The 26,613-nt window shown below is 50.1% G+C and carries 31 protein-coding genes and 1 pseudogene; 28 read left to right on the top strand and 4 right to left on the bottom strand.

The annotated features are described in order from the left end of the window. Window positions 1-114: 114 nt before the first annotated feature. From ACTNEN_RS11695 to ACTNEN_RS11710, 4 genes are all read right to left on the bottom strand, one after another. Window positions 115-336 (bottom strand): hypothetical protein, encoded by a 222-nt coding sequence (locus ACTNEN_RS11695; protein ID WP_441206681.1) that lies wholly within the window; start codon window positions 334-336, stop codon window positions 115-117. A gap of 141 nt (window positions 337-477) precedes the next feature. After that, complete coding sequence (locus ACTNEN_RS11700; protein WP_441206683.1) at window positions 478-2,313, bottom strand: AAA family ATPase; 1,836 nt, start codon at window positions 2,311-2,313, stop codon at window positions 478-480. Continuing rightward, complete coding sequence (locus ACTNEN_RS11705) at window positions 2,310-2,771, bottom strand: ABC-three component system middle component 2 (RefSeq protein WP_441206685.1); 462 nt, start codon at window positions 2,769-2,771, stop codon at window positions 2,310-2,312. The genes ACTNEN_RS11700 and ACTNEN_RS11705 overlap by 4 nt, the downstream gene beginning before the upstream one ends. Further along, window positions 2,759-3,697 carry an ABC-three component system protein gene (locus ACTNEN_RS11710; RefSeq protein ID WP_441206686.1) on the bottom strand — a complete coding sequence of 313 codons (939 nt, stop codon included), beginning with the start codon at window positions 3,695-3,697 and terminating at the stop codon, window positions 2,759-2,761. Before ACTNEN_RS11710 ends, ACTNEN_RS11705 begins: the two co-directional genes overlap by 13 nt. 586 nt (window positions 3,698-4,283) lie before the next feature. Here ACTNEN_RS11710 and ACTNEN_RS11715 point away from each other — a divergent pair. From ACTNEN_RS11715 to ACTNEN_RS11850, 28 genes and pseudogenes are all read left to right on the top strand, one after another. Continuing rightward, window positions 4,284-4,910, top strand: coding sequence for a hypothetical protein (locus ACTNEN_RS11715; RefSeq protein ID WP_441206688.1), 627 nt, complete (start codon window positions 4,284-4,286; stop codon window positions 4,908-4,910). 96 nt (window positions 4,911-5,006) lie between these two features. Continuing rightward, window positions 5,007-5,375, top strand: coding sequence for a DUF3846 domain-containing protein (locus ACTNEN_RS11720; RefSeq protein ID WP_441206690.1), 369 nt, complete (start codon window positions 5,007-5,009; stop codon window positions 5,373-5,375). Beyond that, entirely contained in the window at window positions 5,368-6,810 is a 1,443-nt protein-coding gene (locus tag ACTNEN_RS11725) for a DEAD/DEAH box helicase (RefSeq protein WP_441206691.1), read from the top strand. The genes ACTNEN_RS11720 and ACTNEN_RS11725 overlap by 8 nt, the downstream gene beginning before the upstream one ends. Window positions 6,811-6,842: 32 nt before the next feature. Continuing rightward, complete coding sequence (locus tag ACTNEN_RS11730) at window positions 6,843-7,256, top strand: gp33 family protein (protein WP_441206693.1); 414 nt, start codon at window positions 6,843-6,845, stop codon at window positions 7,254-7,256. 80 nt (window positions 7,257-7,336) lie between these two features. Continuing rightward, window positions 7,337-8,122, top strand: a complete 786-nt coding sequence (locus ACTNEN_RS11735; protein WP_441206695.1) for a hypothetical protein — start codon at window positions 7,337-7,339, stop codon at window positions 8,120-8,122. A gap of 31 nt (window positions 8,123-8,153) precedes the next feature. Further along, the gene (locus ACTNEN_RS11740; RefSeq protein ID WP_441206697.1) at window positions 8,154-10,148 is read left to right on the top strand and encodes a bifunctional 3'-5' exonuclease/DNA polymerase; all 1,995 of its coding nucleotides are present in this window, start codon (window positions 8,154-8,156) and stop codon (window positions 10,146-10,148) included. Between the two features lie 115 nt (window positions 10,149-10,263). Further along, window positions 10,264-11,043, top strand: coding sequence for a phage antirepressor (locus tag ACTNEN_RS11745; RefSeq protein ID WP_441206699.1), 780 nt, complete (start codon window positions 10,264-10,266; stop codon window positions 11,041-11,043). A 3-nt stretch (window positions 11,044-11,046) separates the two neighbouring features. Continuing rightward, window positions 11,047-11,505, top strand: coding sequence for a DUF7768 domain-containing protein (locus ACTNEN_RS11750; protein ID WP_441206700.1), 459 nt, complete (start codon window positions 11,047-11,049; stop codon window positions 11,503-11,505). Further along, window positions 11,502-13,991, top strand: a complete 2,490-nt coding sequence (locus ACTNEN_RS11755; protein WP_441206702.1) for a phage/plasmid primase, P4 family — start codon at window positions 11,502-11,504, stop codon at window positions 13,989-13,991. Before ACTNEN_RS11750 ends, ACTNEN_RS11755 begins: the two co-directional genes overlap by 4 nt. A 436-nt stretch (window positions 13,992-14,427) precedes the next feature. Beyond that, window positions 14,428-14,730 (top strand): VRR-NUC domain-containing protein, encoded by a 303-nt coding sequence (locus ACTNEN_RS11760; RefSeq protein ID WP_441206704.1) that lies wholly within the window; start codon window positions 14,428-14,430, stop codon window positions 14,728-14,730. After that, window positions 14,727-14,963 (top strand): hypothetical protein, encoded by a 237-nt coding sequence (locus tag ACTNEN_RS11765; protein ID WP_441206706.1) that lies wholly within the window; start codon window positions 14,727-14,729, stop codon window positions 14,961-14,963. The genes ACTNEN_RS11760 and ACTNEN_RS11765 overlap by 4 nt, the downstream gene beginning before the upstream one ends. Then, on the top strand, window positions 14,960-15,385 hold the full coding sequence (locus ACTNEN_RS11770; RefSeq protein ID WP_441206708.1) for a sigma factor-like helix-turn-helix DNA-binding protein: 426 nt from the start codon (window positions 14,960-14,962) through the stop codon (window positions 15,383-15,385). Before ACTNEN_RS11765 ends, ACTNEN_RS11770 begins: the two co-directional genes overlap by 4 nt. A 156-nt stretch (window positions 15,386-15,541) precedes the next feature. Beyond that, window positions 15,542-15,901: an HNH endonuclease gene (locus ACTNEN_RS11775; protein ID WP_441206710.1), complete on the top strand. Its 360-nt coding sequence runs from the start codon at window positions 15,542-15,544 to the stop codon at window positions 15,899-15,901. Between the two features lie 285 nt (window positions 15,902-16,186). Continuing rightward, window positions 16,187-16,456, top strand: a complete 270-nt coding sequence (locus tag ACTNEN_RS11780) for a hypothetical protein (RefSeq protein ID WP_441206712.1) — start codon at window positions 16,187-16,189, stop codon at window positions 16,454-16,456. Beyond that, complete coding sequence (locus ACTNEN_RS11785; RefSeq protein WP_441206714.1) at window positions 16,368-17,624, top strand: site-specific DNA-methyltransferase; 1,257 nt, start codon at window positions 16,368-16,370, stop codon at window positions 17,622-17,624. Before ACTNEN_RS11780 ends, ACTNEN_RS11785 begins: the two co-directional genes overlap by 89 nt. Before the next feature lie 121 nt (window positions 17,625-17,745). Further along, window positions 17,746-18,489, top strand: coding sequence for a virulence protein (locus ACTNEN_RS11790; RefSeq protein ID WP_441206716.1), 744 nt, complete (start codon window positions 17,746-17,748; stop codon window positions 18,487-18,489). Continuing rightward, entirely contained in the window at window positions 18,486-18,710 is a 225-nt protein-coding gene (locus ACTNEN_RS11795; protein ID WP_441206717.1) for a DUF4314 domain-containing protein, read from the top strand. The genes ACTNEN_RS11790 and ACTNEN_RS11795 overlap by 4 nt, the downstream gene beginning before the upstream one ends. Before the next feature lies 1 nt (window position 18,711). Further along, the gene (locus ACTNEN_RS11800; RefSeq protein ID WP_441206718.1) at window positions 18,712-18,891 is read left to right on the top strand and encodes a DUF5049 domain-containing protein; all 180 of its coding nucleotides are present in this window, start codon (window positions 18,712-18,714) and stop codon (window positions 18,889-18,891) included. A gap of 241 nt (window positions 18,892-19,132) precedes the next feature. Beyond that, window positions 19,133-19,456, top strand: a pseudogene (locus tag ACTNEN_RS11805) (DUF7698 family protein); the annotation flags it as partial. Window positions 19,457-19,636: 180 nt separating this feature from the next. Then, complete coding sequence (locus tag ACTNEN_RS11810; RefSeq protein WP_441206719.1) at window positions 19,637-19,864, top strand: DUF7678 domain-containing protein; 228 nt, start codon at window positions 19,637-19,639, stop codon at window positions 19,862-19,864. A gap of 145 nt (window positions 19,865-20,009) precedes the next feature. Further along, window positions 20,010-20,483: a phage terminase small subunit P27 family gene (locus tag ACTNEN_RS11815; protein WP_441206720.1), complete on the top strand. Its 474-nt coding sequence runs from the start codon at window positions 20,010-20,012 to the stop codon at window positions 20,481-20,483. A 20-nt stretch (window positions 20,484-20,503) separates the two neighbouring features. After that, a complete protein-coding gene (locus ACTNEN_RS11820) occupies window positions 20,504-22,099 on the top strand; it encodes a terminase large subunit (protein WP_441206755.1) in 1,596 nt (531 codons plus the stop codon). Window positions 22,100-22,113: 14 nt separating this feature from the next. Continuing rightward, a complete protein-coding gene (locus ACTNEN_RS11825; protein ID WP_441206721.1) occupies window positions 22,114-23,487 on the top strand; it encodes a phage portal protein in 1,374 nt (457 codons plus the stop codon). Then, window positions 23,484-24,338 carry a head maturation protease, ClpP-related gene (locus ACTNEN_RS11830; protein ID WP_441206722.1) on the top strand — a complete coding sequence of 285 codons (855 nt, stop codon included), beginning with the start codon at window positions 23,484-23,486 and terminating at the stop codon, window positions 24,336-24,338. Before ACTNEN_RS11825 ends, ACTNEN_RS11830 begins: the two co-directional genes overlap by 4 nt. A 13-nt stretch (window positions 24,339-24,351) precedes the next feature. After that, window positions 24,352-25,545 carry a phage major capsid protein gene (locus ACTNEN_RS11835; protein WP_441206723.1) on the top strand — a complete coding sequence of 398 codons (1,194 nt, stop codon included), beginning with the start codon at window positions 24,352-24,354 and terminating at the stop codon, window positions 25,543-25,545. Between the two features lie 81 nt (window positions 25,546-25,626). Then, a complete protein-coding gene (locus ACTNEN_RS11840) occupies window positions 25,627-25,896 on the top strand; it encodes a head-tail connector protein (RefSeq protein ID WP_441206724.1) in 270 nt (89 codons plus the stop codon). Window positions 25,897-25,908: 12 nt separating this feature from the next. Then, window positions 25,909-26,241, top strand: a complete 333-nt coding sequence (locus ACTNEN_RS11845; RefSeq protein ID WP_441206725.1) for a phage head closure protein — start codon at window positions 25,909-25,911, stop codon at window positions 26,239-26,241. Beyond that, window positions 26,238-26,609 carry an HK97 gp10 family phage protein gene (locus ACTNEN_RS11850; protein ID WP_441206726.1) on the top strand — a complete coding sequence of 124 codons (372 nt, stop codon included), beginning with the start codon at window positions 26,238-26,240 and terminating at the stop codon, window positions 26,607-26,609. Before ACTNEN_RS11845 ends, ACTNEN_RS11850 begins: the two co-directional genes overlap by 4 nt. Window positions 26,610-26,613: the final 4 nt, after the last annotated feature.

Consider the following 26,613-nt stretch of genomic DNA (forward strand, 5'->3'; position numbering starts at 1 on the left):
ACCTTAATCCGCAAATACGGGCGAATTCATCTTCATCGTCAGGCTTGATTCTTCAAAGCCTCTGATTTTCTTACAAACGGTACTACATAACACAGGTACCGCCTTCTCCCTCACTCACCCTCTCAGTTTCTCAATCGCCTGATCAATTGAAAGCCCTTGTTCTTGAATGACGCTCAAGACTTCATCAATTCTCTGCGCGTTCAGTTCTTCCTGAAGTTCCTCGATCTGCTTGGTTATACTATCCAGCTTCTGTGTGTATTTTTCTTTGTCAGCGTTCAGCTTCGCGAGCTTGTCCTGAAGCACCTCTGAGCGTGAACGGCGAGTGCGTTTTTCCATGATGGTATACTTCCTTTATGTGTGGTGGATGATGGATACATTTGTGATAATTATAGCACAGTATAAGCAGAAACTAATAGCAGAAAAGCCCCGGCCTAGGAAATTTTCGCTCCTAAGTCGGGGTTTTTTTTGTGGCTTCGATTATTTGATTTCGTCCTGATACATATCCGGCACAAATCCATAGATGCCGTGCTCTCTGTTATGTGTATATTCTATTACATTTACCCTTGTATTACCGCTGATTTTTAGGCGATCAGTATGATCCGCGAGGATCACCTGACCGTTGATCTTGCCGTTCAACAGATACTCGGTAAAGTTATGCTGGATCGTTTCTTTTTCTGCTTCATACTGTGATTCCGACAGCGATGTGAGAGGAGAATCTATAAAAACACATCCCGGCACATATTTACCGGAGTCTATCAACCACTGTTCATAAGCTATGAGCACACAGGCATTGACGATAGAGCAGAATCCACCACCCAGGATGCCCGTCTTACTTTTTTTGCCAAAGGCTACGTCAAAAGAAGACATATCCCAGAAAGCCGAGGATGCATTTGGGAAATGTACTTGCTCTAGAATGTCACGCAGATATTTTCCAAACGCGCCGATAATATTCTTGTTAAAATCGTTTTCAATTTGATAGATCTCATCTTTTGGCTTCTCCATCGCCTGATTCTTATCAAGGTCTTCATGAAGAAGATCCACCTGACCTGAGACCACATTAAGCTCAGTAACTATCTGATCATATTTGCGTCTCAGTTCAATCTTGGATTTCAAATTCTGAATCTTCGGGATGAGTTCCTGATTCAGTCGTATTTCTATGATGTGGTGCTTACTTTCAAGATCTGAAATCTCTTCTTTTATCTTATCACGTCTTTGCATAAGGTCGGCTTGCGCAGTCTGCAGGTCGGCCATTTTTTCTTTTTTCAGCTTCGATTCCGCAACGATGGCAGGGGCATACTCAGGATGATGCTGCCCTTGCTGCAAAGGCTGACCACAGACAGGGCAGATGTTCTTTCCGGGATAATTCTTTATCTTTGTTTCGCTCTCAAGGATCAGGCTCATCCGTCGGATGTCCGATTCATATTGCGTCTGCAGTGATCTAAACTGCTCTTCGATCGTATTAGCCTCTGAGAGCTTGCTGTTCTTTTCATAGATTTGAGCCATGATACTATGGCTTTCCTTTATGGCTGTATCGATCTGCTTCTGTATTTCTTCTACCTGAGCATCCAGATTCTCATCAAATGAAACAGAGAGAGCCATCTTGTTACGTAATGAAGTTAATTGGTCCATTCTGGGACCGAGAGAAGACAGCCGCCTCTCAATATACAGCTTTTCGCCTTCGTTTCTGGCTTTTGAAATCTTTGGATCCTCTGTCTTCTTAAAGCCGTCACAGTTGTTCCCGTTCAATAGAAATAGGAAGAGAGCTGGGCCAGTGATGGTGGCACTGGGATCATCTGGATTATAGAATATCGAACGCTCGGTTGCGATATGGCCCTGCCTGACATAGAAATTTGTTAGAAGCCCACGAAAAGAGACACTGTTTGGAGGTGCACTGGCTTTCTTTTTTGCACGGATTAAATGAGGCTCACGAATTCCAAGGAGACCAAGAAGAAAGTCGTTCAGCTTAGGCTGACTTTTACTTTTAGTGCTTATGTAATAAGTAGCCCCATTAATCAGTACATGATTATCGTTATCTATGGCACGTACAATCTCGAAGCTTCCTTCCGAGGTCTTAACCGTTACGTGGACAGCATTGTAACCATCCAAGGCTTTGATTTTCTCTGCATAATCCGTCTGCTTCGCATTGTGATGCACATATCCAAAGCAATAATCGATACATTCGAGTATGAGAGACTTTCCGGAATTTGAAGGTCCAAGTATCACATTAACGCCATCTGTAAACTCTACGACAGCATCCTTTTTTCCTTCTCCCGTTATTTTCACTTGAGATATATAAAAACCCTTACGCATCATAACTTAATATCTTTCACTGAATCCTGAATTCTACGTGTTATCATTCTGTGCAAATTTCTGGTCGGCTTATCCTTGAAACGATAATCAACTCTGTCAGCAACTTCTGCATATAGGCTCACATAGGAAGAGTCCAGACTATTGATAAAATCATTTCCATTATCTGTGATGGCATAGAAGCATCCCTGACTGGTTGGCTTAATGTGAATCAGTCCACGCTGAGCCAATTCCAATAGTGCCTTATTAGCAGTTAATGCTCTGGATGTAAATTCACCGAATCGGTACCCACCGTTTCCGTGCAGGTTACTGGACCCTATTCCAAAGTCAGCTGCATACGTTGTTATGAAATCAAGACAGTTTATTCGGTCTTCCGATAGTGGTTCATCCACAGTATACATTAATAAAAGGTACCGTATGGCTTGTTCAAATACGGACCCGATTCCAACACTTATTGCTTCCATACCATCTTTTTGTCATTTACAAGAAAATGACACACTCCTTGTTTCACTTTGTTACTGATCCAGTACTTGGAACTGCTCAGGATGTAAGCATCTACGGGAACAGCAGCTGCCTTATCCATTACTTCCAGCATCCGGTCGTAGCCGTTTATATCTTTGTTGCGTGCTACTTTCCGATAGGTGTTTTTCACTCCGTTCCATGTCTCAGACTTCAATACATCAAACTGGCCGCCCAACTGTGCCGAACATAATTCATCAATGCTGCATCGGATGGATTCTGCTGCAAAGAAATCAATCCGTCGTTCACTCAGATCTTCAGCATATTCTCCACTACAATTGTCTGCATTAATCTCATACCCGGCATCATCACCATAGGCGTCATAGAGAGCATTGATATAGGTGCGCTCACGCTCTTCGTCAATATCATCTGGTACTGGTATTGGAGTGGGCTTTGGAATAGCAGCGATATAGGCATCAAGTTCTTTTACCGCGTCAGAGGGCTCGTGGACATCTTTTGGAACAGCGCTTTCTGAAGGAAGCAATGTCTTCATCGTGGCAATAAAGCCCTCTATCACCTTGTCCACGATAACATCTTCATCCGGAAAATTCTTCTCCGTATCAAAACTCAGCTCTTTAGCCAGTTGATCCTGCGCATCTCCGGAGTCAGGTAGTCTGCTTATAAAGAATTTATCCAATGTATTCACAGATAGGTTCCTCTTGAAGTATCGCAGGTGCTCCTTATTAAAAGTCTTCCCATCAGAGCTGAGAATATTGTCGTAGAACTTTGCCTTGTGGTCAGTAAAGAAGCTGCAGTCACTTTTATCTTCGTTCACCATGGAAGAGAAAAGTGCAACCATAAAATCAGCTTTACTCTCATGTCCATTAGCAAAGTTGTCATACAAAAAGTTAAATTCACCTTTAAACCCCATCTGATCGTCCTCCCTCATAGTACGTTAGGAAACCCTAGGAATTCAAAGGAACGCTAAGGAATCAGCAACTAAGTCGGTTTGTTATGCTTATCTCAGAAAGCGAGGATTAATAAATTCACATGTGTATATTTTAACAATTTTCCGTCATGAATTCAATTTGATTTGGTAAATATGCTTAAGAAAGCGCGAAAAAATCAGCTGATTCATGCGAATAATTTCTATCACAGTCATATATAAGTAAACCTTTCTGAAAGGAGAAGGAAATGATGAGGAAGAAAAGAATAATGATCCGGCCACCGTAGAAAAAGGCCGTATTGCAGATGCAATTTCCTATTTCCCGGGAGGAACGTTCAGGAAAGAACGGCCTCCTACATTACCAATAAATCTATCTCAAAGTCTGAGTGCGCATAAGACGGCGGGAAGCACATAGAAGCAACAAGAATCCGATACCGGAATCTTGCCTATAAGTGCTTTTCACCGTTCTTGTCGTACACATTTTCAGGTGCCAGGAGTCGGTGAACTATCAGCCGGCTCCTTTTTTTGTGCTTTCCCGCCGCAGCAACAGCTCAGCGGAAAGGAACAAAAGATGCCAAGAGGCAAGAGTAAGGATTATTCCGACCAGTTCGGAGGACTGGATATCGCAAAGGACCGCTACGACGAGAACCGGGAAGGTTTCGTCGATGAGCAGGGCAACTACCACTACGTGACGGGCATTGGTATGGGTGCGGCAGTGCCGCCTGTTGTTCCGCTCCATGGCAAGAACGGAGAGGACAATTCTGAGTGGATCAAGATACTGGCAGAAGAAGATCACAAGGTGAATATCCAGAAGCGCAATGACAAAGATCATGCGGATGGCCTTTATATCTGTTACAAGAGGCGGCAAGACACAGATGACAGAGGGCTTAACGCTGGATGCAGTCCAATAGATAAGGAGACATATCTTCGGTGGGAAGCAAAGCAGAACGGAGAGGAAGACGATGATGAGGACTCTATCTTAGTGTTTGTCCATGAATTTCTCTGCAGCCTGAATGATGCGGACCAGACCATCATGTTCGGAGTTTTTGGAAGTGAACGGAAGCAGAATGAGGTTGCGGATGAGCTGCATCGGGATCCGAAGTCGATCAGCCGCAGCATCCAGCGAATTGAGAGGCGTCTTACGAAGGCTCTGGCCGATAAGCTTGGTTACCACGGAGAAGATCGTCACAAGGAATAAGACCGGTTGATTTTTATGGCTCCTTTACGGGGGAAGAGGGACGATTCCTTCTTCCCTTGTATTTCATTCATTTCTCAGAAAGGAGAGAAACACACGATGAACACATGGAAAGTTGTTGTTGCAAAGCCAGGCAAGAAGGCGGAGATCAGAGTGATTCCAGCAGTCTATGAGTCACTGAAGGAATTGGTCGGAGGCCCTGTCGAGGTGACGGAACCGCTGTCGGAGGATACCGCTGTTCTCTGCAATGAAGAGGGAAAACTCATGGGACTGCCGATGAACCGGATCATCAGGGGCGATAATGGAAATCCCGTGGATGTCTACTGCGGAACAATCGTTTGTATCGGCAGCCGCCCGGAGAATGAGGAGTTTGATTCCCTGACAGATATAGAGGCTGCCATCTACAGGATGATGTATGACGATCCGGATTTTATGTACCGCAAAGAAAGTGAGGACAGCGATGATTGATCGGTCGATGTCACTTCCAATGCCGGTCAAGGTTCGTCCTTATGCTCATCAGCAGGCGGGGTATGACTTCGCCTGCCGCATCTTCGGCTTATATGACGGCAGGATAAGGTCGCACGGGGTGGCATTTCTCATGGAAATGGGAACCGGAAAGACGCTGACGAGCATTGGAGTTACCGGTGCCCTCTATCAGTTTGGACTGGTGAACCGGGTCCTTGTGGCCTGCCCGCTGTCAATCACAGGGGTATGGGAAGAGGAGTTTCAAGCGTTTGCCGACTATCCGGTCAATATCACGGTATTGAAAGGCACTAGTGAAAAGAAGAAACAGCAGATCTCTAAGATCCCGTTGGATGGTATGCAGGTTCTCATTGTAAATTACGAGTCCGCATGGAGGCTGGAAGCGGAGCTTTTGAAGTTTGATGCTGATCTCATCATTGCCGATGAAGGCCATAAGCTGAAGGACAACAGGTCCCGCCAGTCAAAGGGGATGCAGCATCTTGGGGATAAGGCAAGATACAAGCTGCTTCTTACCGGAACGGTCATTACCAACCGGGAGATGGATGTGTTCTCACAGTATCGCTTCTTAGACAGCCGGATTTTTGGCACGAGCTTTTATGCCTTCCGAAATCGCTACTTTGACATGACAGGATACGGGAACCATATCCCGGTCTTCCGGCAGTCGATGGCAGATGACTTCCTAAAACGGATGCACTGCATCGCATACCGCGTGACCAAAGAGGAATGCCTGGACCTGCCACAGATCCGGGAGGAAGTACGAAAGATTGATCTGGAGCCGAAGGCAATGAAGATGTATGAACAACTGCAGGAGGATTGCTTCACTCAACTCAAAGGCTCCGATGTGACAGCAGCCAATGTCCTGACAAAGATGCTCAGGCTCTCCCAGCTTACAGGCGGCCATCTGACGGATGATGAACACCATGTCCGCCCGGTCAGCCATGCGAAGCTCGATGCCTTGTCGGACATCATCGATGCGGCGGTAAGCGATGGCCAGAAACTCGTTGTGATGGCACGGTTTGTGGCCGAGATGGATGACATCGAGGAGCTGCTAAAAGGCAAAGGCATCGGATACGCCGTGGTTCGCGGTGGGGTAAAGGATCGGGATGATGAAGTAAAGCATTTCCAGACGGATCCTTCCTGTCAGGTTTTTGTCGGTCAGATCGCAGCAGCAGGACTTGGGATCACACTTACGGCGGCACACACCATGGTGTTCTACAGCCTCGATTATTCCATGAGTAACTTTGATCAGGCCAAGGCAAGAATCCACAGGGTAGGGCAGAAACAGAAGTGCCTGTATATCTATCTCATTGCCAGAGGAACGGTCGACAGTAAGGTGCTCCGGTCGCTCCGAAAAAAAGTAAATCTTGCCAAAGCGCTCGTGGATGACTACAGAAACGGAAGAAACCCGTTTGATGAATAAATATACATCAAATATGCATTATGGAGGAAGACATGATGGAACAGACAGAAATATTTAAGATGGCTGACGAACTGAAGGCGGCAAAGGACGAAAAGAAGGAGCTGGAGGCAAAGACCAAGGAGGTCAATGCCAGGATCGAGGAGCTTGATCAGGAGCTTTCGGATGCCATGGCAGATGCGGAATGTGACAAATTCACCAGAAACGGCAGCACGTTTTATCTGAATTCGAGGCTCTATGCGTCTCCGGCGGCAGGAGGAAGGGATGCGCTAATTCACGCTTTAAAGGACAACGGCTACGGGAGTATCGTGACCGAAACAGTCAACGCTAATACCCTGGCTTCCTTCTGCAAGGAGCAGATGACCGCGAATGAGGATGAGCTGCCGGAGTGGCTTTCCGGTGTTGTGAATACATTCGAAAAGGTCACGGTTGGTATCCGGAAGAAATAAGCGGTTGATTTCTATGTCCCTATAACGGGAAAGAGAGGTTCTTTCCCGTGTAAAGGACTGTAAAAAAGGAGGACAGCAAGATGTCAGAAGAAAATGCAGTTATGAAAACAGAGAAGAAGGAACTCGCAGAGCAGAACAGCTTCGCATCCGGTGGGAATCTCGAGATTCTTCAGGACGCATTAGGCGGTGGTGAATGCACCGGCCTTACCTTCCGCTTCGATCGCATCAAAATCCCTTCTGGCGGGAGCCTTGCCTTTGAGGTGCCGGGAGATGAGGAAGAGACCGAGATGGCAAAAACCATCACGGCGATCATTGCGTTCCATCACCCGGCTTTCGGATACTATGCAACGAAGTTTCAGGGCGGCTCCAACCCACCGGACTGTGGATCATTTGACGGTATTCATGGCACAGGAAATCCGGGCGGCCTCTGCAGGGCATGCCCGTATAACAAGTTTGGATCCGGCGGGAACAAGTCCAAGGCCTGCAAGAACCGCCACATGCTCTATCTTGTGCGCGAAGGCGAGATTTTCCCGGTGGTGATTTCACTTCCAACCGGGAGCCTTAAGAGCTTCACCGACTATGTGAAGCATCAGCTGACCAAGGGCAGGAAACTTTCCAACATCGTGACACAGATCTCTTTGGAGAAGGCGACGAACGATGAGGGAATTGTCTATTCCAAGGCGAAGTTTAAGTTCGTCCGTGTCTTAAATGACGATGAGAAGAAATTCATCGGAGAGATGACAGGCCTTATCCGGAATTATGCTGATAGCCTTACGGTAGGCGACATGACAGACGAGGAAGCTTCCGCAGAGGAGCCCCCGTTTGTGGATACGGAGACCGGTGAGGTCATTAAGCCTCTGAAGTGACAAAAGCCTTTATGACAGGATGATCGAAGAGATGAAAGAGACAGGACTCCGGGAGAATGAAAATCCCGGAGTTTCTTTTAAGGAGAACAGCATGGATAAGAACTATAAATCCGTTACGGATATCGAGGAACTGAAGCACTATATCGGGGATGCCAGGGTCGTGTCATTTGACTATGAGACAGCGGCAGACAAGGGACACCGGAGCGAGGAGAAGGCGGCGCTCGATCCGCACAAGGCGCATATCACAGAGTGCAGCTATTCGGTGCAGGAAGGGACCGGAGTGTCTGTACCGCTAAGGCATCTAATCGGAAAAAACATGGACTGGGACGACTGGCTTTCCTTCCACAAGGAGCTATTGGAGAGCCACAAAGTAGTCAAGGTCTGTCACAACATCGCGTTCGAGTCTACCTTTTCTTATCACCTCGGGATCGTGATCCAGATTCCGGTGTATGACACCATCTGTGCGGCACAGATGACGCAGAATGGGGACTACTCGTTCAGAAGGCTTAAGGACAGTGGCCTTAAGACCTTGTCGGAGGAGCTTCTCGGTTACAAAAGAAAGACCTTTGCCGAGACTACAGACGGAAAACCCTTTGATGAGCTGGATCCGCAGAATCCTGAAACCATTGCATACGCCTGTGAGGATGCGGATCAGGCCCTTCAGCTGATGAGAATCTTTAACGACTGGTTTGACAAATTCCTGCCAAGGCACAGGTGGATCGTGGAACACCTGGAGTCACCGACGGCAGTATATCTTGGCATCATGAAACATAATGGTGCGCCACTTGATATCCCGCTCATGGAGGAGAAAAAGAAGGAAGCGGAGGAGACGATGGAGAAGCTTCGTCAGGAGATTGCTTTTCTGATCGGGGATGTGAACATCGGAAGCAACTGCAGTACGAAGGCCTTTAAGGAGTATCTCTATGGAACGCTAAAGCTTCCGGTCCTAAAGACGACACTTACGGATCGTGAAGCAGCGGATGATCAGACGATGACCATGCTAAAAGAGTGGTGCGATGAGAACCGTCCGGAACTTTCAGAGCTTTTTACTCTGGTGCAGGAATATCGGAAGTGGGGCAAGATCAAATCGACCTATATTGATGGATATCTGAAATTCTTAAATCCGGTGACAGGCTGTGTGCATCCGGACTTTTTTGCCCTCTCGACGGATACCGGGCGATTTAACTGCCAGCACCCAAATGCTCAGAACATGCCGCGGAAGACAAATGACCCCATTGGCGTCAGAAACTTTATCAAAGCACCAGAAGGCCACATCGTCATCAGCTTGGATTTTTCCCAGATCGAACTTCGTGTCGGGGCATTTTATCTGTCACAGGCCGGAGACGATACGATGCGCGAGGTCTACCTTCACAACCTGGACCTTCATGCCAAGACTACTTCAGTCATTTTCGGGGTGCCATATGAACAGGCGCATGACAAAAATTCAGAGAACTACAAGGAGCACCGGACGATTGCAAAAAACGTGAATTTCGGTGTTTTCTATGGTCTCTTTCCACGCGGCCTGCAAAAGACGCTGAAGTTTAAGGCAGGAATTGATCGTTCCTTTGAGGAGTGCTCTCAAATGATCGACAACTTAAAAGAAGGTTATCCTGGTCTTTCCCGATGGCAGGAGAGCGTGAAGGCGGATGCAGCGCGGCGCATGTACACAGAGACCTGGCTTGGCAGAAGAAGGTATTTGCCCAATATCAGGTCGGAGGACTGGGGACAGAAATCCTTCTCAGAGCGCTGTGCCATGAACACCCCGATTCAGGGAACAGCGGCGGATATCTTAAAGATGGCGGTTTGTCGGATCCTTGCCGGGCTGCCTGATCTGCCATGGCTTCGGCCTATTCTGCAGATCCATGATGAGCTTACCTTCATTATCCCGGAAGATAGGCTCTCCGATGCGATTTCATTTGTGAAGCGGTGCATGGAGGAGAAGCCTTTCCCGGAATTTAACTTACCTCTTATCGCCGAGGCATCCGCCGGACCTACATTCGGCACCATGGACGAACTGGACGTGTAAATCTGATTGAAATCAGGGCGCATAGGACCTGGTTGATTTCTATGGCTCCTTTACGGGAGGAACAGGGAGTTCCTCTCAAAGGAGTCTTTTTTATTCAGTCAGGAGGTCTGATCCTATGGAACTTACAACATTTACCAGTAACGATTTTGGAAGAATCCGTGCGATGGAAGTAAACGGAACGCCTGCTTTTGTAGGCAAAGATGTCGCAGAATGCCTCGGGTATTCTAACGCCAGCAAGGCAGTAGTGATGCATGTTGACGAGGAAGACAGGTTCAAGGTGATGCTCAGAGCAGATTCCCAAAATGGGAAGGTGGTCACAGAGACAACGATGATAAATGAGTCTGGGCTGTACAGCCTGATTCTTTCCAGCAAACTGCCGGGAGCTAAAAAGTTCAAGAGATGGGTTACGGCAGAAGTCCTTCCTACGATCAGAAAGCATGGCATGTATGCGGTCAATGAACTTCTGGATGATCCGGATGCCATGATCACCGTGCTTGAGGCGCTGAAAGAGGAACGTAAAAAACGTAAGAATCTGGAGCTCACGGCAGCGGTCCAGAGGCAGCAAATTGCGGAGCTTCAGCCGAAGGCCAGCTATTATGACCTGATCCTGCAGAACAAGAATACGGTTCCAGTGACCCAGATCGCAAAGGACTATGGCATGAGCGGAAGGAAGTTCAATCAGCTTCTGCATGAAATGGGTGTGCAGTACAGGCTCAGAGACACATGGATTCTTTATCAGGAGTATGCAGAGCTCGGTCTGACACAGTCGAGGACCTTTGCAGTAGATTCCAACAAAAGCGTTATGCATACGTACTGGACGCAGAAGGGAAGACTGTTCCTGTATGACCTTCTGAAAGGCGAGGGAATTCTCCCTCTTATCGAAAGGGAGGGATAAACCATGTATAAGAATTACGAAGGATTTTCTGATCCGACTGCCGGTCTGGCGATGAGTCATGTCGTGAAGGAATATAGGGAAGAACGACGGAGAACCTGGCGGAGGGAAACAGAGATCAAGGAAAGGCCAAAGGTCTACATGGCATCAAAGTATGCGGGCGATATCGAGAAAAACCGTAGAGACGCCATCCGTTACTGCAGGGCAGCGATAAAAAACGGGTATATCCCCATTGCCTCACATCTTCTCTATCCTCAGATCCTTGATGACAAGGATTCCCGTGAAAGAGAGCTTGGACTTCTCTTTGGACAGGCGCTTCTTGCCTGCTGCGATGAGGTCTGGTTCATCGGTAACAAGGATAAGAACGAAAAAATTGAGATGTCTGATGGCATGAAGGCAGAGTATCGCGAAGCAAAGCGCCTTCATAAAACGATCCGGATCATGGATGGAAAGGAACTTAGATGAGCAAGGTATCAGCGGAAGATGTGGTAAGAAGCCTCTTTGATCCAGGTGAAACCGTCCATGTCCGTATCTTTGATGATAAGAAGTCTGGGACTTTCACCGGCATGAAGCTTGCCGTTGAGGCAGGAAAGTTCTCCTCTATCATGGAGCAATTAAAAAAACACAACGCCTTAAACCGCGGCATCTTTTTTGTGGTCAATGCTGGTGGAGATGATGACAAGTCGATCACCAGAGTGAACGCACAGTTTGTGGAGTGCGATGATCTGTCCATGGAGGAGCAGATCCGGCAGGTCGAAGCATTTCCTCTGCCTCCATCCATGGAGATCAAAACGCGCCGTTCGCTTCATACCTACTGGTTCATTAAGGATGGAGACGTTTCGCTTTATCGTCCGATCCAGAAGGCATTGGTAGAAAAGTTCCATGGAGATCCCGTGTGCGTCAATGAATCCAGAGTGATGCGCCTCCCGGGATTTTATCACTGTAAGGCTGATCCGGTAGAGGTAGAGTGCATTTCTTTTCACCCGGAGCGCAGGTATACCCAGGAAGAACTCATGCAGCTGCTTCCGGTAAAGCAGGAAGAAAAGCTTAAGGAGACGAATCCCATCGGGACAGAAAAAGGACTGGCACTTGTTCTTACAGGCTGTGATTTTATGAAGCACTGCAGGGAAGATGCGGCGACACTTTCCGAGCACGACTGGTATGCGATGCTTACAAACCTTGCCTCCTTTGAAGGCGGTACGGAAAAAATCCACGAGCTGTCAGCCCCTTATCCGAACTACAAGAGGGAAGATACGGACGCGAAGATTCAGCACTTTTTAAAGAGTGGTACGGGACCTATGACGTGTGCGGTGATTGCAGAGAAAGGTTTCAAGTGTCCCAGGATGGGAACCAAGGACTGTACCTGCAAGGCACCTGCGGCCATGTGCTATCAGCCAATCACCACGGATATGGCAACGAGGCTTATTAACACGCTTCCTGTCTCTTCGAATGCTGTCGAGAACTTAAAAGTAGTACAGCGCTTTGTGACGGAATATCTTTACAATCTTGATACCGCGACAGCGCAGGGCATCATTAACCATATCCTTCGTTCAAAGTTTTCTCTGACCGTAGCGGATGTGCGTCCGGTCATTGCAGAACAAAAGAAGATGTATGCAGCGTTTCAAAAGAAGCAGGAAGAGAAAAAGCGTCAGGCATCACAGGGTCAGATTCCTGCCTGGTATGAGGTGACGGAACGCGGGCTTCGCTTTATGCCAGATGTCCTGGCAAAACACATGGCGGAGAACGTGCATGCCTTCTACGCGGCAGAGCAGTTTTGGCGTTATGAGAGCGGTGTCTACAAAGCAATGTCGGACCTTACAGCAAAGAGCATGGTTCGCGCAAAAATGCTCGAGGGGCATGCAACCATGGTGCAGATCTCGGATGCGACCGGTCAGTGGAAGCTGGCGGTTTTGAAGGATTCAAGAGAGCTGAATGCCAACCCCTACATGATCAATGTCCGGAACGGCATTTACAATGTACTGGAAAATAAGCTCACAAAGCACACGCCGGAGTTCTTATCAACCGTGCAGTTAAATGTCAATTTCTCCAGTCAGGCAGATTGTCCCCGCTTCAAGGAATTTCTGCATCAGTGTGTCGATGATGATCAGGTGCCACTTTTGCAAGAGATGCTTGGATACTTTCTTGTCCCGGTGAACAAGGCTCAGAAGTCCTTCGTTATTGTGGGTGAGGCTGGTGCCGGAAAGTCCGTTCTGCTTCGTGTATTAAATGAGATTCTTCTCGGCAAGGAAAACGTGAGCAATGTCTCGTGGCAGGCGCTGAACGAGAGGTTCAAGACGGCGGAGCTCTATGGGAAGCTCGCAAATATCTTTGCAGATCTTCCGACAAAGAACATTGATGATAATGGTATCTTCAAAGCTCTTGTTGGAGAAGATTTCCTGACGGTCGAGCGCAAGAACAAGGATCCGTTCAACTTTCAGAACTATGCAAGGCTGCTGTTTTCCTGCAACGAGATACCAAAGAACTTTGGCGACCGATCGGAAGGGTTCTACAGACGTCTGATCATTATTCGATTTCCACATGCCGTACCTAAGGAAAAGCGGGATCCGATGCTTCTGGAAAAGTTCAGGGCGGAGGCAGATGGAATCTTCCGGTTTGCACTGGATGGACTGATCCGGCTCATGAACCAGAACTGGCGATTCTCAGAGACCAGGAGCAACATCGAAGAAAGACAGAGATACCGTGAAGAGTCCAATAGTGCGCTTTCCTTTGTGGCAGAGTGCTGTGAGCTTGGGGATGGGTTCGAGGTCGGAAGAACCGAGTTCTATTCCCAGTATCAGATGTTCTGTAAGGACAGCGGCTTAAGCCCCTTCTCTCAGACCAGATTCAATAAGGAAATCGAAATCGGATATCCGGGTGTTGCCAGAGCCAAGGACAAGACCGGCAGGAGGAAGACCTGGCGCGGGATCCGATACGTGGACGATGCGGATTAAAAACGGATTTCTTACCACAGGCAGCGCATAACAATCTGCGCTGTCTTTTTTTTTCGTGGGACAAAGGGCAGAGATCCTTGCCACAGGGATTAGGGAGCAGGAATCGATGGGATTCCACGGCAGATTTCTGGACGGGTTTTAGGGTACTGGACGAGTTCTTCTTATTCTTCTTATTTACATTCAAGAAAAAAAACATGGTGTATTTAAAAGGAAATATATAAAGGGGTATGGGGGAAAACCGTCCCGTCCCAAAGTCGTCCAATGGCAGAAAACGCAGTGTCTATGCGGGTTTGCGCGCCTTTGCCGTGGATAACTTTTGGACGGGTTTTGTATTGCATAGATCATGAATGTCTGACCTTCCTGTTTGTGGTTGATTTCTATGGCTCCTTTACGGGAAAGAAGAGCCCTACATTCAATGGAAAGGAGTCGCAGGAACATGAGTAGACAGGAACTGGTAAAGGAATCGGTTATAGTCAGGTCCATCCTAAAGCACTTAAAGAGTATGCCGGATTGCTTTGCGTGGAAAGAGCATGGCGGCATGTATGGTACGGCAGGCATACCGGACATCATTTGCTGCATTGGTGGCAGATTCTTTGCCTTTGAGGTGAAGAATGAAAAAGGCACTGTGACAAAACTGCAGGAAGCAACGATTGACAAGATCAAAGCCGCTGGCGGGACTGCAGCAGTCGTTCGCTCGGTAGAAGATGTGAAACACGTAGTTGGGAGGTGCTGCGAATGATTAGAAGAAATGAAGGAGATCCGTACGAAAACCTCGCCAACGCTATCGTGGCACAGGCAGCAGATGATTATCTGACGGCGCTTCGTAAATTAAAAAGACATCCGGGTAATAAAGCAGCCATGACAGACGCTATGGAGCTGGAGCACTTCTTCCATTCTGGTTGGTATGGGGTTCTTACCAATGTGGATCCGGATTATCTGATCCGGAAGCTGAGAGAGAAGGTGGCGTCATGACAGCGAGGGAATATCTCGGTCAGGCGTACCGGCTGGAGCAGAGGATCCGCCTGAAAAAGGAAGAACTGGAGAACTTAAGAACACTATCTGTCTCTGTTGGAAGCCCTGGATTCGATGAACACTACAATCCGAACCGTCCGACGGATGCATCTTTTGTAAAAACGCTGGATCGGATCTGGGAAGAAGAAAAGGAAGTGAGCAACGCTTTGTGCCTCCTCCTGAAACTGAAGAAGGAGATCCAGTCGGTGATCGATCAAGTGGATAACATAGATGAGCGGCTGGTTTTAACCTACCGGTATCTGAAAGGGTATACCTGGATGCAGATCGGAGACGAGCTTCTAGCAGATGAGAGGACCGTCCGCAGATGGCATGACAGAGCACTTGCCCATGTGCGGGTACCGAAAAAAAGTTTGATGGCGTAAAATGCGCCGGAAATGTCCGCAAATGTCCAACAATGTCCGGGTGCCAATTATGATATAGTAAAATCAGCAAGATAGGATGAAGAAAGCAGAAAGCCTCGAAGGATAAAACCTCCGGGGCTTTTTACGTGGGAGAAATCAGGAACGGAGGTGACGGACATGCCATACAAACCGAAGGTTCCCTGCAGGCATCCCGGCTGTCCGAATCTCGTGCCCGCCGGACAAAAGTACTGCGAGGAACACAAGAGGATGCATTCGGAAGAAATACGGTCTGCTGCGGCACGAGGATACAACAGCCGATGGAGACGGGAGAGCAAGAAGTTCTTACAACTCCACCCTCTTTGTGAGGAGTGCCTGCGGCATGGCATCGCTACACCAGCGACGGTTGTGGATCACATCATTCCGCACCGAGGAGACCCGAAGCTCTTCTGGGACAAGTCGAACTGGCAGGCGCTGTGTAAGAAGTGCCACGATAAAAAGACCGGAAGAGAGGACAGCAATCCGACGTATCGATACTGAAAGCGTGGAGGCGGGGGAGGTCATAATCCTGAAAACTAGAGGCACAGGTGACCGGCGCTCCCTCTTGCGTTGATTTCCGCGAAATTGATACCCCGGGGTCAGAGGGCCGCCGGACGGGTCCCGGAAAGGTACATTTCGCGTGAAAAATCCGCGTAGAATGCGGGTTTGTTCGAAAATAGATTTCATTTACAGGCAGTGTTGGAGCAAGATCCGCCACTGCTTTTTTCATGCCCAGAAGTCCTTTGTTTCCAAGGCCTCGGGCATTTTTGCGGACAGGAGAACAGTATGGAAGACATCGAAAGAAAGCAGGATCTTTCCCTGTTCCTCGAGTCCTGTGCGAAGCGGTTCTGTCCGGAGTGTGGGAAGCCGATCGAAGAGAATCGGCGAGGCAGGCCCAGGTGCTTCTGCAGTAACCGCTGCCGCTGGGCATTCAACAAGAGGATGGAACGGGAAAGGAGAAGAGAACGTGAAGACAGCAACGTTAAAAACAATACCAGTGAAGGATCTGAAACCGGCAGCCTACAACCCGAGAAAGAAACTGAAACCGGGAGATAAGGAATACGAGAAGATCAAGAACTCCATTCAGGAGTTTGGCTTTGCGGATCCTTTGGTTGTGAATGCTGACATGACGATCATCGGAGGACATCAGCGTTTGACAGTAGCAAAGGATCTCGGCTACACCGAGGTTCCCTGTGCAGTCGTCGACATCGATAAAACCAGAGAGAAGGCATTAAACATTGCGCTCAACAAGATCACCGGTGCATGGGACGAAAACCTACTGGCAGATCTTCTGCATGATCTTGAGGCGAGCGACTTCAACACCGCGCTCACCGGCTTCGAGCCTCCGGAGATGGAGCAGCTCTTTAACAAGGTGGCGTCGAAAGAAGTCAAAGAGGATGACTTTGATGTGGACGAGGAGCTGAAGAATCCGACCTTCTCCAAAGCCGGGGACCTTTGGTTCCTGGGACGGCACACTGTTTTCTGTGGTGACTCCACGGATCCTGCTTCCTACGAGAAGCTGATGGACGGTGTGAAGGCAAACGTCATCGTGACGGACCCGCCTTATAACGTAAACGTGGAGGAGACGGCAGGGAAGATCCTGAATGACAACATGGCCGACGAGGACTTCTACAAGTTCCTGCTTGCTGCCTATACCTGCATGCATGACAACCTCGCCGATGACGGTTCCATCTACGTATTCCATGCGGATACGGAGGGACTGAACTTCCGCAGAGCATTTGCGGATGCAGGCTTCTACCTTTCCGGCTGCTGCATCTGGAAAAAGAACGCGCTGGTCCTTGGACGCTCCCCCTACCAGTGGCAGCATGAACCATGTCTGTTTGGCTGGAAGAAAGGCGGCAGGCATGAGTGGTACTCGGACCGCAAACAGACCACCATCTGGGAGTACGATCGTCCGAAAGCATCCAAGGATCATCCGACGATGAAGCCGGTGCAACTGATGGCGTATCCAATCCGGAACTCCTCGATGACAAACGGAATTGTTCTGGATCCCTTCCTCGGATCCGGCTCTACCCTGATTGCCTGTGAGCAGACCGACCGGATTTGTCGAGGCATTGAGCTGGATCCCAAGTTTGTGGATGTCATCGTAAAGCGCTACGTCGAACAGGTCGGAAACTCCGATGATGCGTATGTACTTCGTGACGGTCAGAAGCTCACGTTCGATGAAGCGATTGCGGCGATGCCGAAGGAGGAGAGCGCGTGAGCATGTACACATCTGCCAAAAGCTCCGCCTGATCTTTGTTCATAATTCCTGCCAGTATGAGTTGCTATTCCGGTGCTCCTGAGTGATGTATGTACTACCAAAAGAAAAGGAGGCACACGCCATGAAAGCAAACTACAACCTGACAGGAACTAAGAGAAAAGAGCTGGTGCATGCGATCGAGGAGATCACCGGAGAGAAAGCCGACTACATGCGGATGCCGACCTGCGCCTACGAGATCGGAGACATCACGGTTGACAAGGACGGCGGGGTAAGCTGCAGCGATGAGGAGAAGATGCAGATGGTGATGAAAGCATTGAACGAGAAGGGATTCACCGCTGAGGAAGATGCCGAGACCAAGCAACCCGAGCAGGCGGAGACCACCGATCAGGAAGCCGCCACAGAGCAGGAACCCACCACCGAGGAAGAGAAGGAAACAGCCGAGGATGAGCAGGAACCGGCGCTGACGATCAGCCTTCCGCTTGCATCCGCAAACGTCGGAATCTTGAGAAACCTGATCAGCGCAAAGGAGAGCCTCATCAAGAAGGCGCTCGGAATCACCGACACCCGGATCAACATCACGGATGAGAAGATCGAGTTCCCCTGGTTCGACTGGGAGCTGACGCCGGAAGAGACAAACGCCTACATGCTTTTTCTCACCCAGCTTTGCAAGCTCTCGAAGGAGCTGAAGCACGCAAGCAGCAAGCCGGTAGAGACAGACAATGAAAAGTACGCCTTCCGCACCTGGCTTCTTCGGATGGGCTTCATTGGACCGGACTTTAAGAAAGCACGGAAGATCCTATTGAAGAACCTCTCCGGAAGCTCCGCCTTCCGAAACGGCGCTCCAACAAAGGAGGTGGAAGCATGAAGCTAATCAGACCAGAGGAGTTTGAAGAACTCCGCAAGATCTATCCGAACGGCACCCGTGTGGAGCTGCTTCAGATGAACGACATCCAGGCACCGCCTGCCGGAACGAAAGGAACCGTCTATGGTGTCGATGACACGGGGTCCTTGCTCGTCCACTGGGATAACGGTTCAGGACTAAGCGTGATCTACGGCGAGGACATCGTGCGGAAGGTGGTGGACTGATATGGATGAGAAGATCAGGAAACAGATTATTGCGATTCGAGACAGCGGCCTTACGAACATGTTCGACCTGCCCTACGTGCAGCGCCTCGCCTTCGACCGGAGCTACTACGATCTGGTGCTCTTTATTGAGGAGCACCGGGACGAATACGTCCGCTTTATTCTCCATGGAGATGTCAGATAAGCACAGGATTTTCGGTACATCTTTGTGCAGGTTATGAGGCTTATTTCCTTGCTATATATCGCCTGCAGAGTGATATATGTACATGCCAAAAGGAAAAGGCAAACAAGCAAAAAGCAAGGAGGACAAAGCCATGACGAACATTTTTGAAGAAACCTACAACACCATCGCAGAAGCAAAGAAAGCCTACTAGGAAGCCACCACTGCAGAGGGCAGGGATGCCGCAAGAGAAGCCGCGAAGGCAGCCGAGGATCGGATCATTGAGATGGGCGACATTGCCTGCAAGGTTTGGAGAGCCTACCGGAATTCCAGAGACAACGAGAACGAGATCCTCGACTTCGACGACATCATCTGGGATCGGGATGTGGAAGCCATCACCACCTGCATGAAGGAGAATGGCATCAAGGCCTTCACCTACTCCTGCCGGGCAACGGACGCGGTCGAGACGCTTTGGCTTTTTAAAGAGGCTGGCTGCACGATCGGCGAGATGGTCGAGGTCAACCTCCGGAAGGACTTTTTCGGAAAAGGCTACGAGAAGGGCCACGCCTTCAGAATGACACTGAACTGAAAACGGAAAGGGAGGGAGCCCCGCAAAAGGGGCCTCTTCCTCGTACAAAATACACAGTTTCCGGGGCGAATCTTTGTGACACATATCCGGCTGATCTCCTTGCTATATAAGCCTTGCAGAGTGATATATGTACATGCCAAAGGAAAAGGCAAACAAGAACAAAACAAGGAGGAAAAAACCATGTGGAACAAAGGAAGCATCAAGATCGAGAACCAGACATTCACCTACAGCGCGAAGGTTTACGGAGAGCCGAGCGAGGATTACGGGATTGAAGGTGGCAGGATCAGCAAGCTTGAGATTCGCCTCGGAGACTTCCCGGTCGCAAGATACGACAGAGGATGGGACATCGAGCCGGAGACGGAAAACGCACAGCTTGCGCTCCTTGCCATCCTGCAAAACTTCAACTGAAAAGAAAACGCTGAATTGAAAGCAACTTCCGGGAGGAGAGCCACACGGCTCTTTCTCTCGTTCACATATACCGCAATACACACACCACATGGGACGGGATCGCTTCGGCGGTCCTTTTTTGATGGACAGAAAGGAGGTGTTCCCTATGGCAACCAGAGGAAGAAAGCCAACTCCAACCGCAATCAAGGAGTTGGAAGGAAATCCCGGGAAAAGAAAACTGAATGAGAATGAGCCAAAGCCAGAGCGGAAAGCACCTGCCTGTCCGAAGTGGCTCGATAAGGATGCCAGAAAGGAATGGCACAGGCTGGCAAAGAAGATGGAAGCCATCGGTGTCCTCACCGAAGTCGATATGGCTGCCTTTGCCGCATACTGCCAGTCCTATGCAAGATGGAAGGAAGCTGAGGAGTTTATCACCGAGCACGGCACTCTTGTCCGGACACCTTCTGGCTACTGGCAACAGGTCCCGCAGGTCTCCATCGCACAGACCTACATGAAGCAGATGGGAAAGTTCGCGACCGAGTTCGGTCTTACTCCGGCATCCCGTTCCCGCCTGATCGCAGATGCCGGGAAGCCAACGCCAGGAGATGAGATGGAGGAGCTGTTGGGAGGTGATCCGTAATGGAGAAACGTCCCAATGATATGCCAAAGCTGACCGATTACCAGCCGACAAAATTCATGCTTCCAACATCTCACTATGACAAGCTCAAAGCAGACCGGGCGGTGAAGTTCATCGAGATGCTCCGGCATACCAAAGGCAAGTGGGCCGGGAAACGCTTCTGGCTGCTTCCTTGGCAGGAGCAGATCATCCGGGATCTCTTCGGTATTGTGAAGCCCGATGGGAACCGGCAGTTCCGGACAGCCTACATCGAGATTGGCAAGAAGAATGGAAAGTCAGAGCTTGCAGCCGCAGTTGCCCTGTACCTGCTCTACGCAGACAACGAACCTTCTGCAGAAGTTTATGGCGCTGCCGCAGATCGCCAGCAGGCATCGATCGTTTTTGATGTCGCACACCAGATGGTAAACATGACACCGGCGCTTTTAAAGCGCTCCAAGATCATGGCCGCCAGCAAGCGAATTGTGAACTACCCGAATGCCGGATTCTACCAGGTGCTGTCCGCAGAGGTGGGAACGAAACACGGCCTGAATGTTTCTGGCCTTGTGTTCGATGAGGTCCATGCGCAACCTACTAGAAGACTCTTCGATGTACTTACGCAAGGCTCTGGTGATGCCCGTGAGCAGCCGTTGTATTTCCTGATTACGACTGCAGGAACCGATAAGAACTCGATCTGCTACGAGCTGCACCAGAAGGCAAAAGACATCCTCTCCGGGCAGCGTGTAGATCATACGTTTTATCCAGTTGTCTACGGACTGGAAGATGATGAGGACTGGCACGATGAGAAGAACTGGTACAAAGCAAATCCAAGTCTCGGGCAGACGATTGACATTGAACGTGTCCGGGAGCATTACCACGAGGCAATGGAAAATCCGGCGGAGGAGGCGGTGTTTAAGCAGCTCCGACTCAACATGTGGGTATCTTCAACGACCGCCTTCATTCCGGAGCAGGTCTTTGATCAGGGCAATGAGACGATTGATCTGGACTCGCTCAAGGGTCATGAGTGCTATGGAGGTCTAGACCTTTCCAGCACCGGCGACATCACCGCACTGGTTCTGATGTTTCCACCGAGGGATGAGAGGGAGAAGTACATCTGCCTGCCGTTCTTCTGGGTTCCGGAGGACACCATTCCAATCCGGGTGCGAAGGGCCTCTGTTCCCTACGATGTCTGGGTAAAGCAGGGATACATGAAGGCGACGGAAGGAAATGTGATCGACTACAACTTCATCGAGAAGTTCATCCTGGATCTCTACAAGATCTACAACATCAAGGAAATCGCGGTCGACAGGTGGAATGCGACCCAGCTCATTATCAACCTGCAGGATGACGGCTTGACGATGGTGCCCTTTGGACAGGGCTTCAAAGATATGTCCGCCCCGACCAAGGAGTTCTACAAACTGATGATGGAAGGAAAGATCATCCACGGTGGTAATCCGGTCCTTCGGTGGATGGCCCTGAACGTGGTAGTAGATCGGGACGCTGCCGATAACATCAAGCCGACCAAGGCAAAGTCACCGGAAAAGATCGACGGTATCGTTGCATCGATTATGGCGCTGGATCGCTGTATTCGGCAGGAACAAGCAGAGAGTGTTTACGACAGCCGAGGGCTGATCACATTTTGATGGAGGAAGGATCGATGGGATTTAAGGATTTATTTCACAGAAGGAAGGCAAGAGCGGATCCGCAAGACTCTACCTCCGGCAGTGTCTACCGCGCTTACTATGGACACACCTCATCCGGCAAGACCGTGACAGAGCGAAGCTCGATGCAGGTGACTGCCGTGTATGCCTGTGTCCGGGTGCTGGCAGAAGCTGTGGCAAGCCTGCCACTTCACCTCTACAAAGAGGAGGATGGGAGCAAGGTAAAGGCAACGGATCATCTGCTGTACTTTCTTCTTCACAGTGAGCCGAATGAAGAGATGACGGCTTACACCTTCTGGGAGACGATCCTCACACATCTTCTCCTGTGGGGTAATGCCTATGTGCAGATTATCCGGAATGGAAAAGGCGAGATCACAGCACTGTATCCTCTGATGCCAAACCGCATGACGGTGGACCGGGATGAGAACGGACATATCTACTACCAGTACCTCTGGTCCAAGGGATCGGATGCGCCGACCATGAAGGAGACGATCGTCAAGCTCTCTCCCCATGAGGTGATGCAGATCCCGGGCCTTGGGTTTGATGGCCTTGTGGGGTACAGCCCGATTGCGATGGCAAAGAACAGTATCGGTCTTTCGATGGCCTGTGAGGAATATGGCTCTAAGTTCTTCGAGAACGGAGCCGCGCCTTCCGGAGTTCTCGAGCATCCCGGTATCCTGAAGGATCCGGAGAAAGTACGGGATAGCTGGCAGGCTGCCTTTGGCGGGAGCCAGAATGCCGGGAAGGTTGCGGTGTTGGAAGAGGGCATGAAGTATTCGCCGATCTCCATCAATCCGCAAGAAGCGCAGTTTCTGGATACTCGAAAGTTCCAGATCGATGAGATCGCAAGGATCTTCCGGGTGCCGCCGCATATGATTGGAGATCTTGAGCACGCGACTTTTTCTAATATTGAGGAACAGTCGCTGGAATTTGTGACCTACAGTCTGCAGCCGTGGCTTGCCAGAATCGAGTCTGCAATCTCTCGCTCTCTCCTTACCCCGGAGGAGAAGAAGATCTACTATGCGCGTTTCAACGTGGACGGTCTTCTTCGCGGCAACTATGAGAGTCGTATGCAGGGCTATGCGACCGGAATCAGCAACGGCTTTTTGTGTGTGAACGATGTCCGGCGCTTAGAGAACATGGATCTTGTCCCAGACGAGGAGGGCGGGAACCTGTTTCTTGTAAATGGATCGATGACGCCTTTGAAATCGGCAGGAGCGGCCTACCAGACTTCCGGTGGTGGAAGTAGTCCTCCGGAGCAGGATGAGCCCGATGAAGAGCCTGAGAAGAAGCAGGAGGATCCAGACCAGGAGCCGGAAGAAGATACCAAGAACAATAAGCCCCTAAGAAGGGGAAGGAGGAACACATGAACAAGTTTTGGAAGTGGGTGCGGAACAAGGCACCGGATGGAGAAGATCCGGATCTTGCCGCACGCACACTGTTTTTGAACGGAACCATCGCTTCGGAGAGTTGGTTTGACGATGACGTCACGCCAGCTCTTTTTAAGTCCGACCTTGATTCCGGGAAAGGACCGATCACGGTCTGGATCAACTCTCCGGGCGGCGATGTCTGGGCGGCAGCGCAGATCTACAACATGCTCTTGTCCTATGACGGAAAGGTCACCGTGAAGATCGACGGCCTTGCAGCATCAGCGGCATCGGTCATTGCGATGGCAGGAGACGAGGTTCTTGTCTCTCCGGTGTCGATGCTGATGATCCACAATCCGTCCACGATGGCAATGGGGGATAAGGATGATCTTGCGCAGGCCATCTCGATGCTCGATTCCGTCAAGGATTCGATCCTGAATGCCTACGTCAAGAAGACCGGGCTCTCCAAGAACAAGCTCAGTAAGCTCATGGACGATGAGACCTGGATGGATGCGAGCAAGGCAGTGGAGCTTCATTTTGCAGACCGTGTGATGGAGAGACCGGATCTCTATCGCAGGGAACAGGAAGAACAGGATCAGGAAGAGGACGATCCTGCCAAGGAGAATCCGGAGGAATCTGAAGGTAATCCTGAGAAGAAGAACGAAGATCTGCTTGTTGCGGGTTTTCTTTATTCCAGTCGTCAGATGGCGGCTGCATTCACCAACAAGGTGAAGGAACACTACAAGGTTAGAAACAAGGCACAGGATGGTCCTGATGCCGAAAGCAAAGTAGAGGAAGGCCGGAGCGTGGATGCTCTGATGGATCGCCTGAATCTGCTGCACACGATGATGTGAGGAGGAGAACACAATGAACGTACAGGATTTGATTGCAAAAAGGGCAAGAGCGTGGGAGGCAGCAAAGGCCTTCCTCGAAGCACACAGAGGAGAGAACGGCGTCCTTTCTGCCGCCGATGGAGAAACCTATGACCGCATGGAAAAGGAGATCACAGATCTCACCAAGGAGATCGACCGTCTGAATCGTCAGGCTGCTATTGAGGCACAGCTGAGTCAGCCGACCTCTTCTCCTCTTTCCAACATGCCTTCCGCAGGCAACGATAAGCCGAAGAAGCAGGGACGCGCTTCCGATCAGTATGCCAAGGATATGCTGACCGCCATGCGCACGAACTTCCATCAGGTTTCCGACATCCTGCAGGAGGGTGTGGATGCCGATGGCGGATACCTCGTTCCGGAGGAGTGGGACAGCCGCCTCATCGATGTCCTGAATGAAGAGAACATCATGCGGGGCCTTGCAACCCACATCACCACTTCCGGCGAGCACAAGATCAACATCGCGGGAGCCAAGCCGACGGCAGCATGGATTGAAGAGGGTGGTGCGCTTCAGTTCACCGACGCGAAGTTTGGACAGAAGATCATGGACGCCCATAAGCTCCATGTGGCAGTGAAGGTTACCGAGGAGCTTCTGTATGACTCCATGTTTGACCTTGCAAGCTACATCACCACACAGTTCGGAATCGCCATTGCCAATGCCGAGGAGGATGCTTTCTTAAACGGCGATGGGAAGGGAAAGCCCACCGGTCTCTTTGATGAGACTAATGGCGGCACGGTCGCAAAGACCCTGACCGGCACCAAGCTTGGCACCGATGATGTGCTGGATCTGGTCTACGCGTTGAAGCGTCCGTACCGGAAGAAAGCATCGTTCATCATGAACGACCAGACCCTTGCAACTCTCCGGAAGCTTAAGGACAACAACGGCGCTTACATCTGGCAACCGTCCTATCAGGCAGGGGAGCCGGACAGACTTCTTGGCTATGCGGTTCACACCAGCGCCTTTGCACCGGAGCTTGCGGCAGGAAAGCCTGTGATGGCCTTTGGTGACTACAGCTACTACAACATCGGCGATCGCGGGAGTCGTTCCATGCAGGAGCTTCGTGAGCTCTTTGCCGGAAACGGCATGATCGGGTATGTCGCCAAGGAGCGTGTCGATGGCCTTCTGGTTCTTCCGGAAGCCGTGCAGATCCTGAAGGCAGGAGCATCTGCCTGATCTGCAGAAGTAATTCAGAAATGATGGAGGCTCAGAGTGTCAAAGCTCTGGGCTTTCTTTCTAATTTGAAGGGAGGACAGGATGATCACGCTGGAGGAAGCAAAGAAATATCTCCGGGTCGATTCTGGTGACGAAGATGACATCATTCAGCAGGAATTGGATGCCGCTGAGAACTTAGTTGCTGCCGTTCTCCGGAAAGACAGCCTCGAAGATGAGAGCAGCCCGATCACAGTTGTGGCAGTCCTCTATACCCTGGCCTATCTCAATGAGCACCGGGAGGAAGCGGATCATCACGCCCTGACCATCACGCTTCGAAACCTTCTCTTCGGAGAACGGGATCCAAGGTTCTGACGGAGGTGCGGGATGAATATCGCAGCAATGAATGTAAGGCTTACGATCCAGAAGAATGAGGTCATCAAAGACAAGTATGGCAATCACACCAACACCTGGACAGACTTCTACACCTGCTGGGCAACACCGGTACAGAGCGGAGGATCCGAAAAGCAGGAGGCGGGAACCACAAACAGCACGGATGCGATCGACTTTACCGTCCGGTATGCAAAGTGCCTCGAAGGGCTCGACTCCACAAAGATCCGGATCCGGCTGGGAGACAATATCTACAACGTGACCGCCATTGACCCGATGGGCTTTAAGAAACGGAGCATGAAATTCAAATGTGAGAAGGTGAAGCGATGAAGGTGAAAGTAGATGATCTAGCGGCGACGGCGGAAAAGACCCTCTCGGACTACGCGGAGGATGTGAACGACATCGTAAAGCAGGAGATCAAGGATGCCGGGAAGGAAGCGGCAAAAGAACTGAAGGAGAAATCGCCAAAGCGCACCGGAAAGTACGCAAAAGGATGGCGATCTACCGTCCAGAAGGAGACGGCGGTTGGCGCAGAAGTGGTTGTTCACAACAAGATCTATAGACTCACGCACCTCTTGGAGAAAGGCCATGCCAAGCGTGGAGGTGGAAGAGTTGCAGGCATTCCACACATCGCTCCGGTCGAAGAAGAGATCACCGGGAAGCTATCAGATGAGATTGAGAAGGAATTAAAGGGCTGAGGAT

The organism is Oribacterium sp. HCP28S3_H8 (assembly GCF_052064775.1).
Taxonomy (GTDB): Bacteria; Bacillota; Clostridia; order Lachnospirales; family Lachnospiraceae; genus Oribacterium.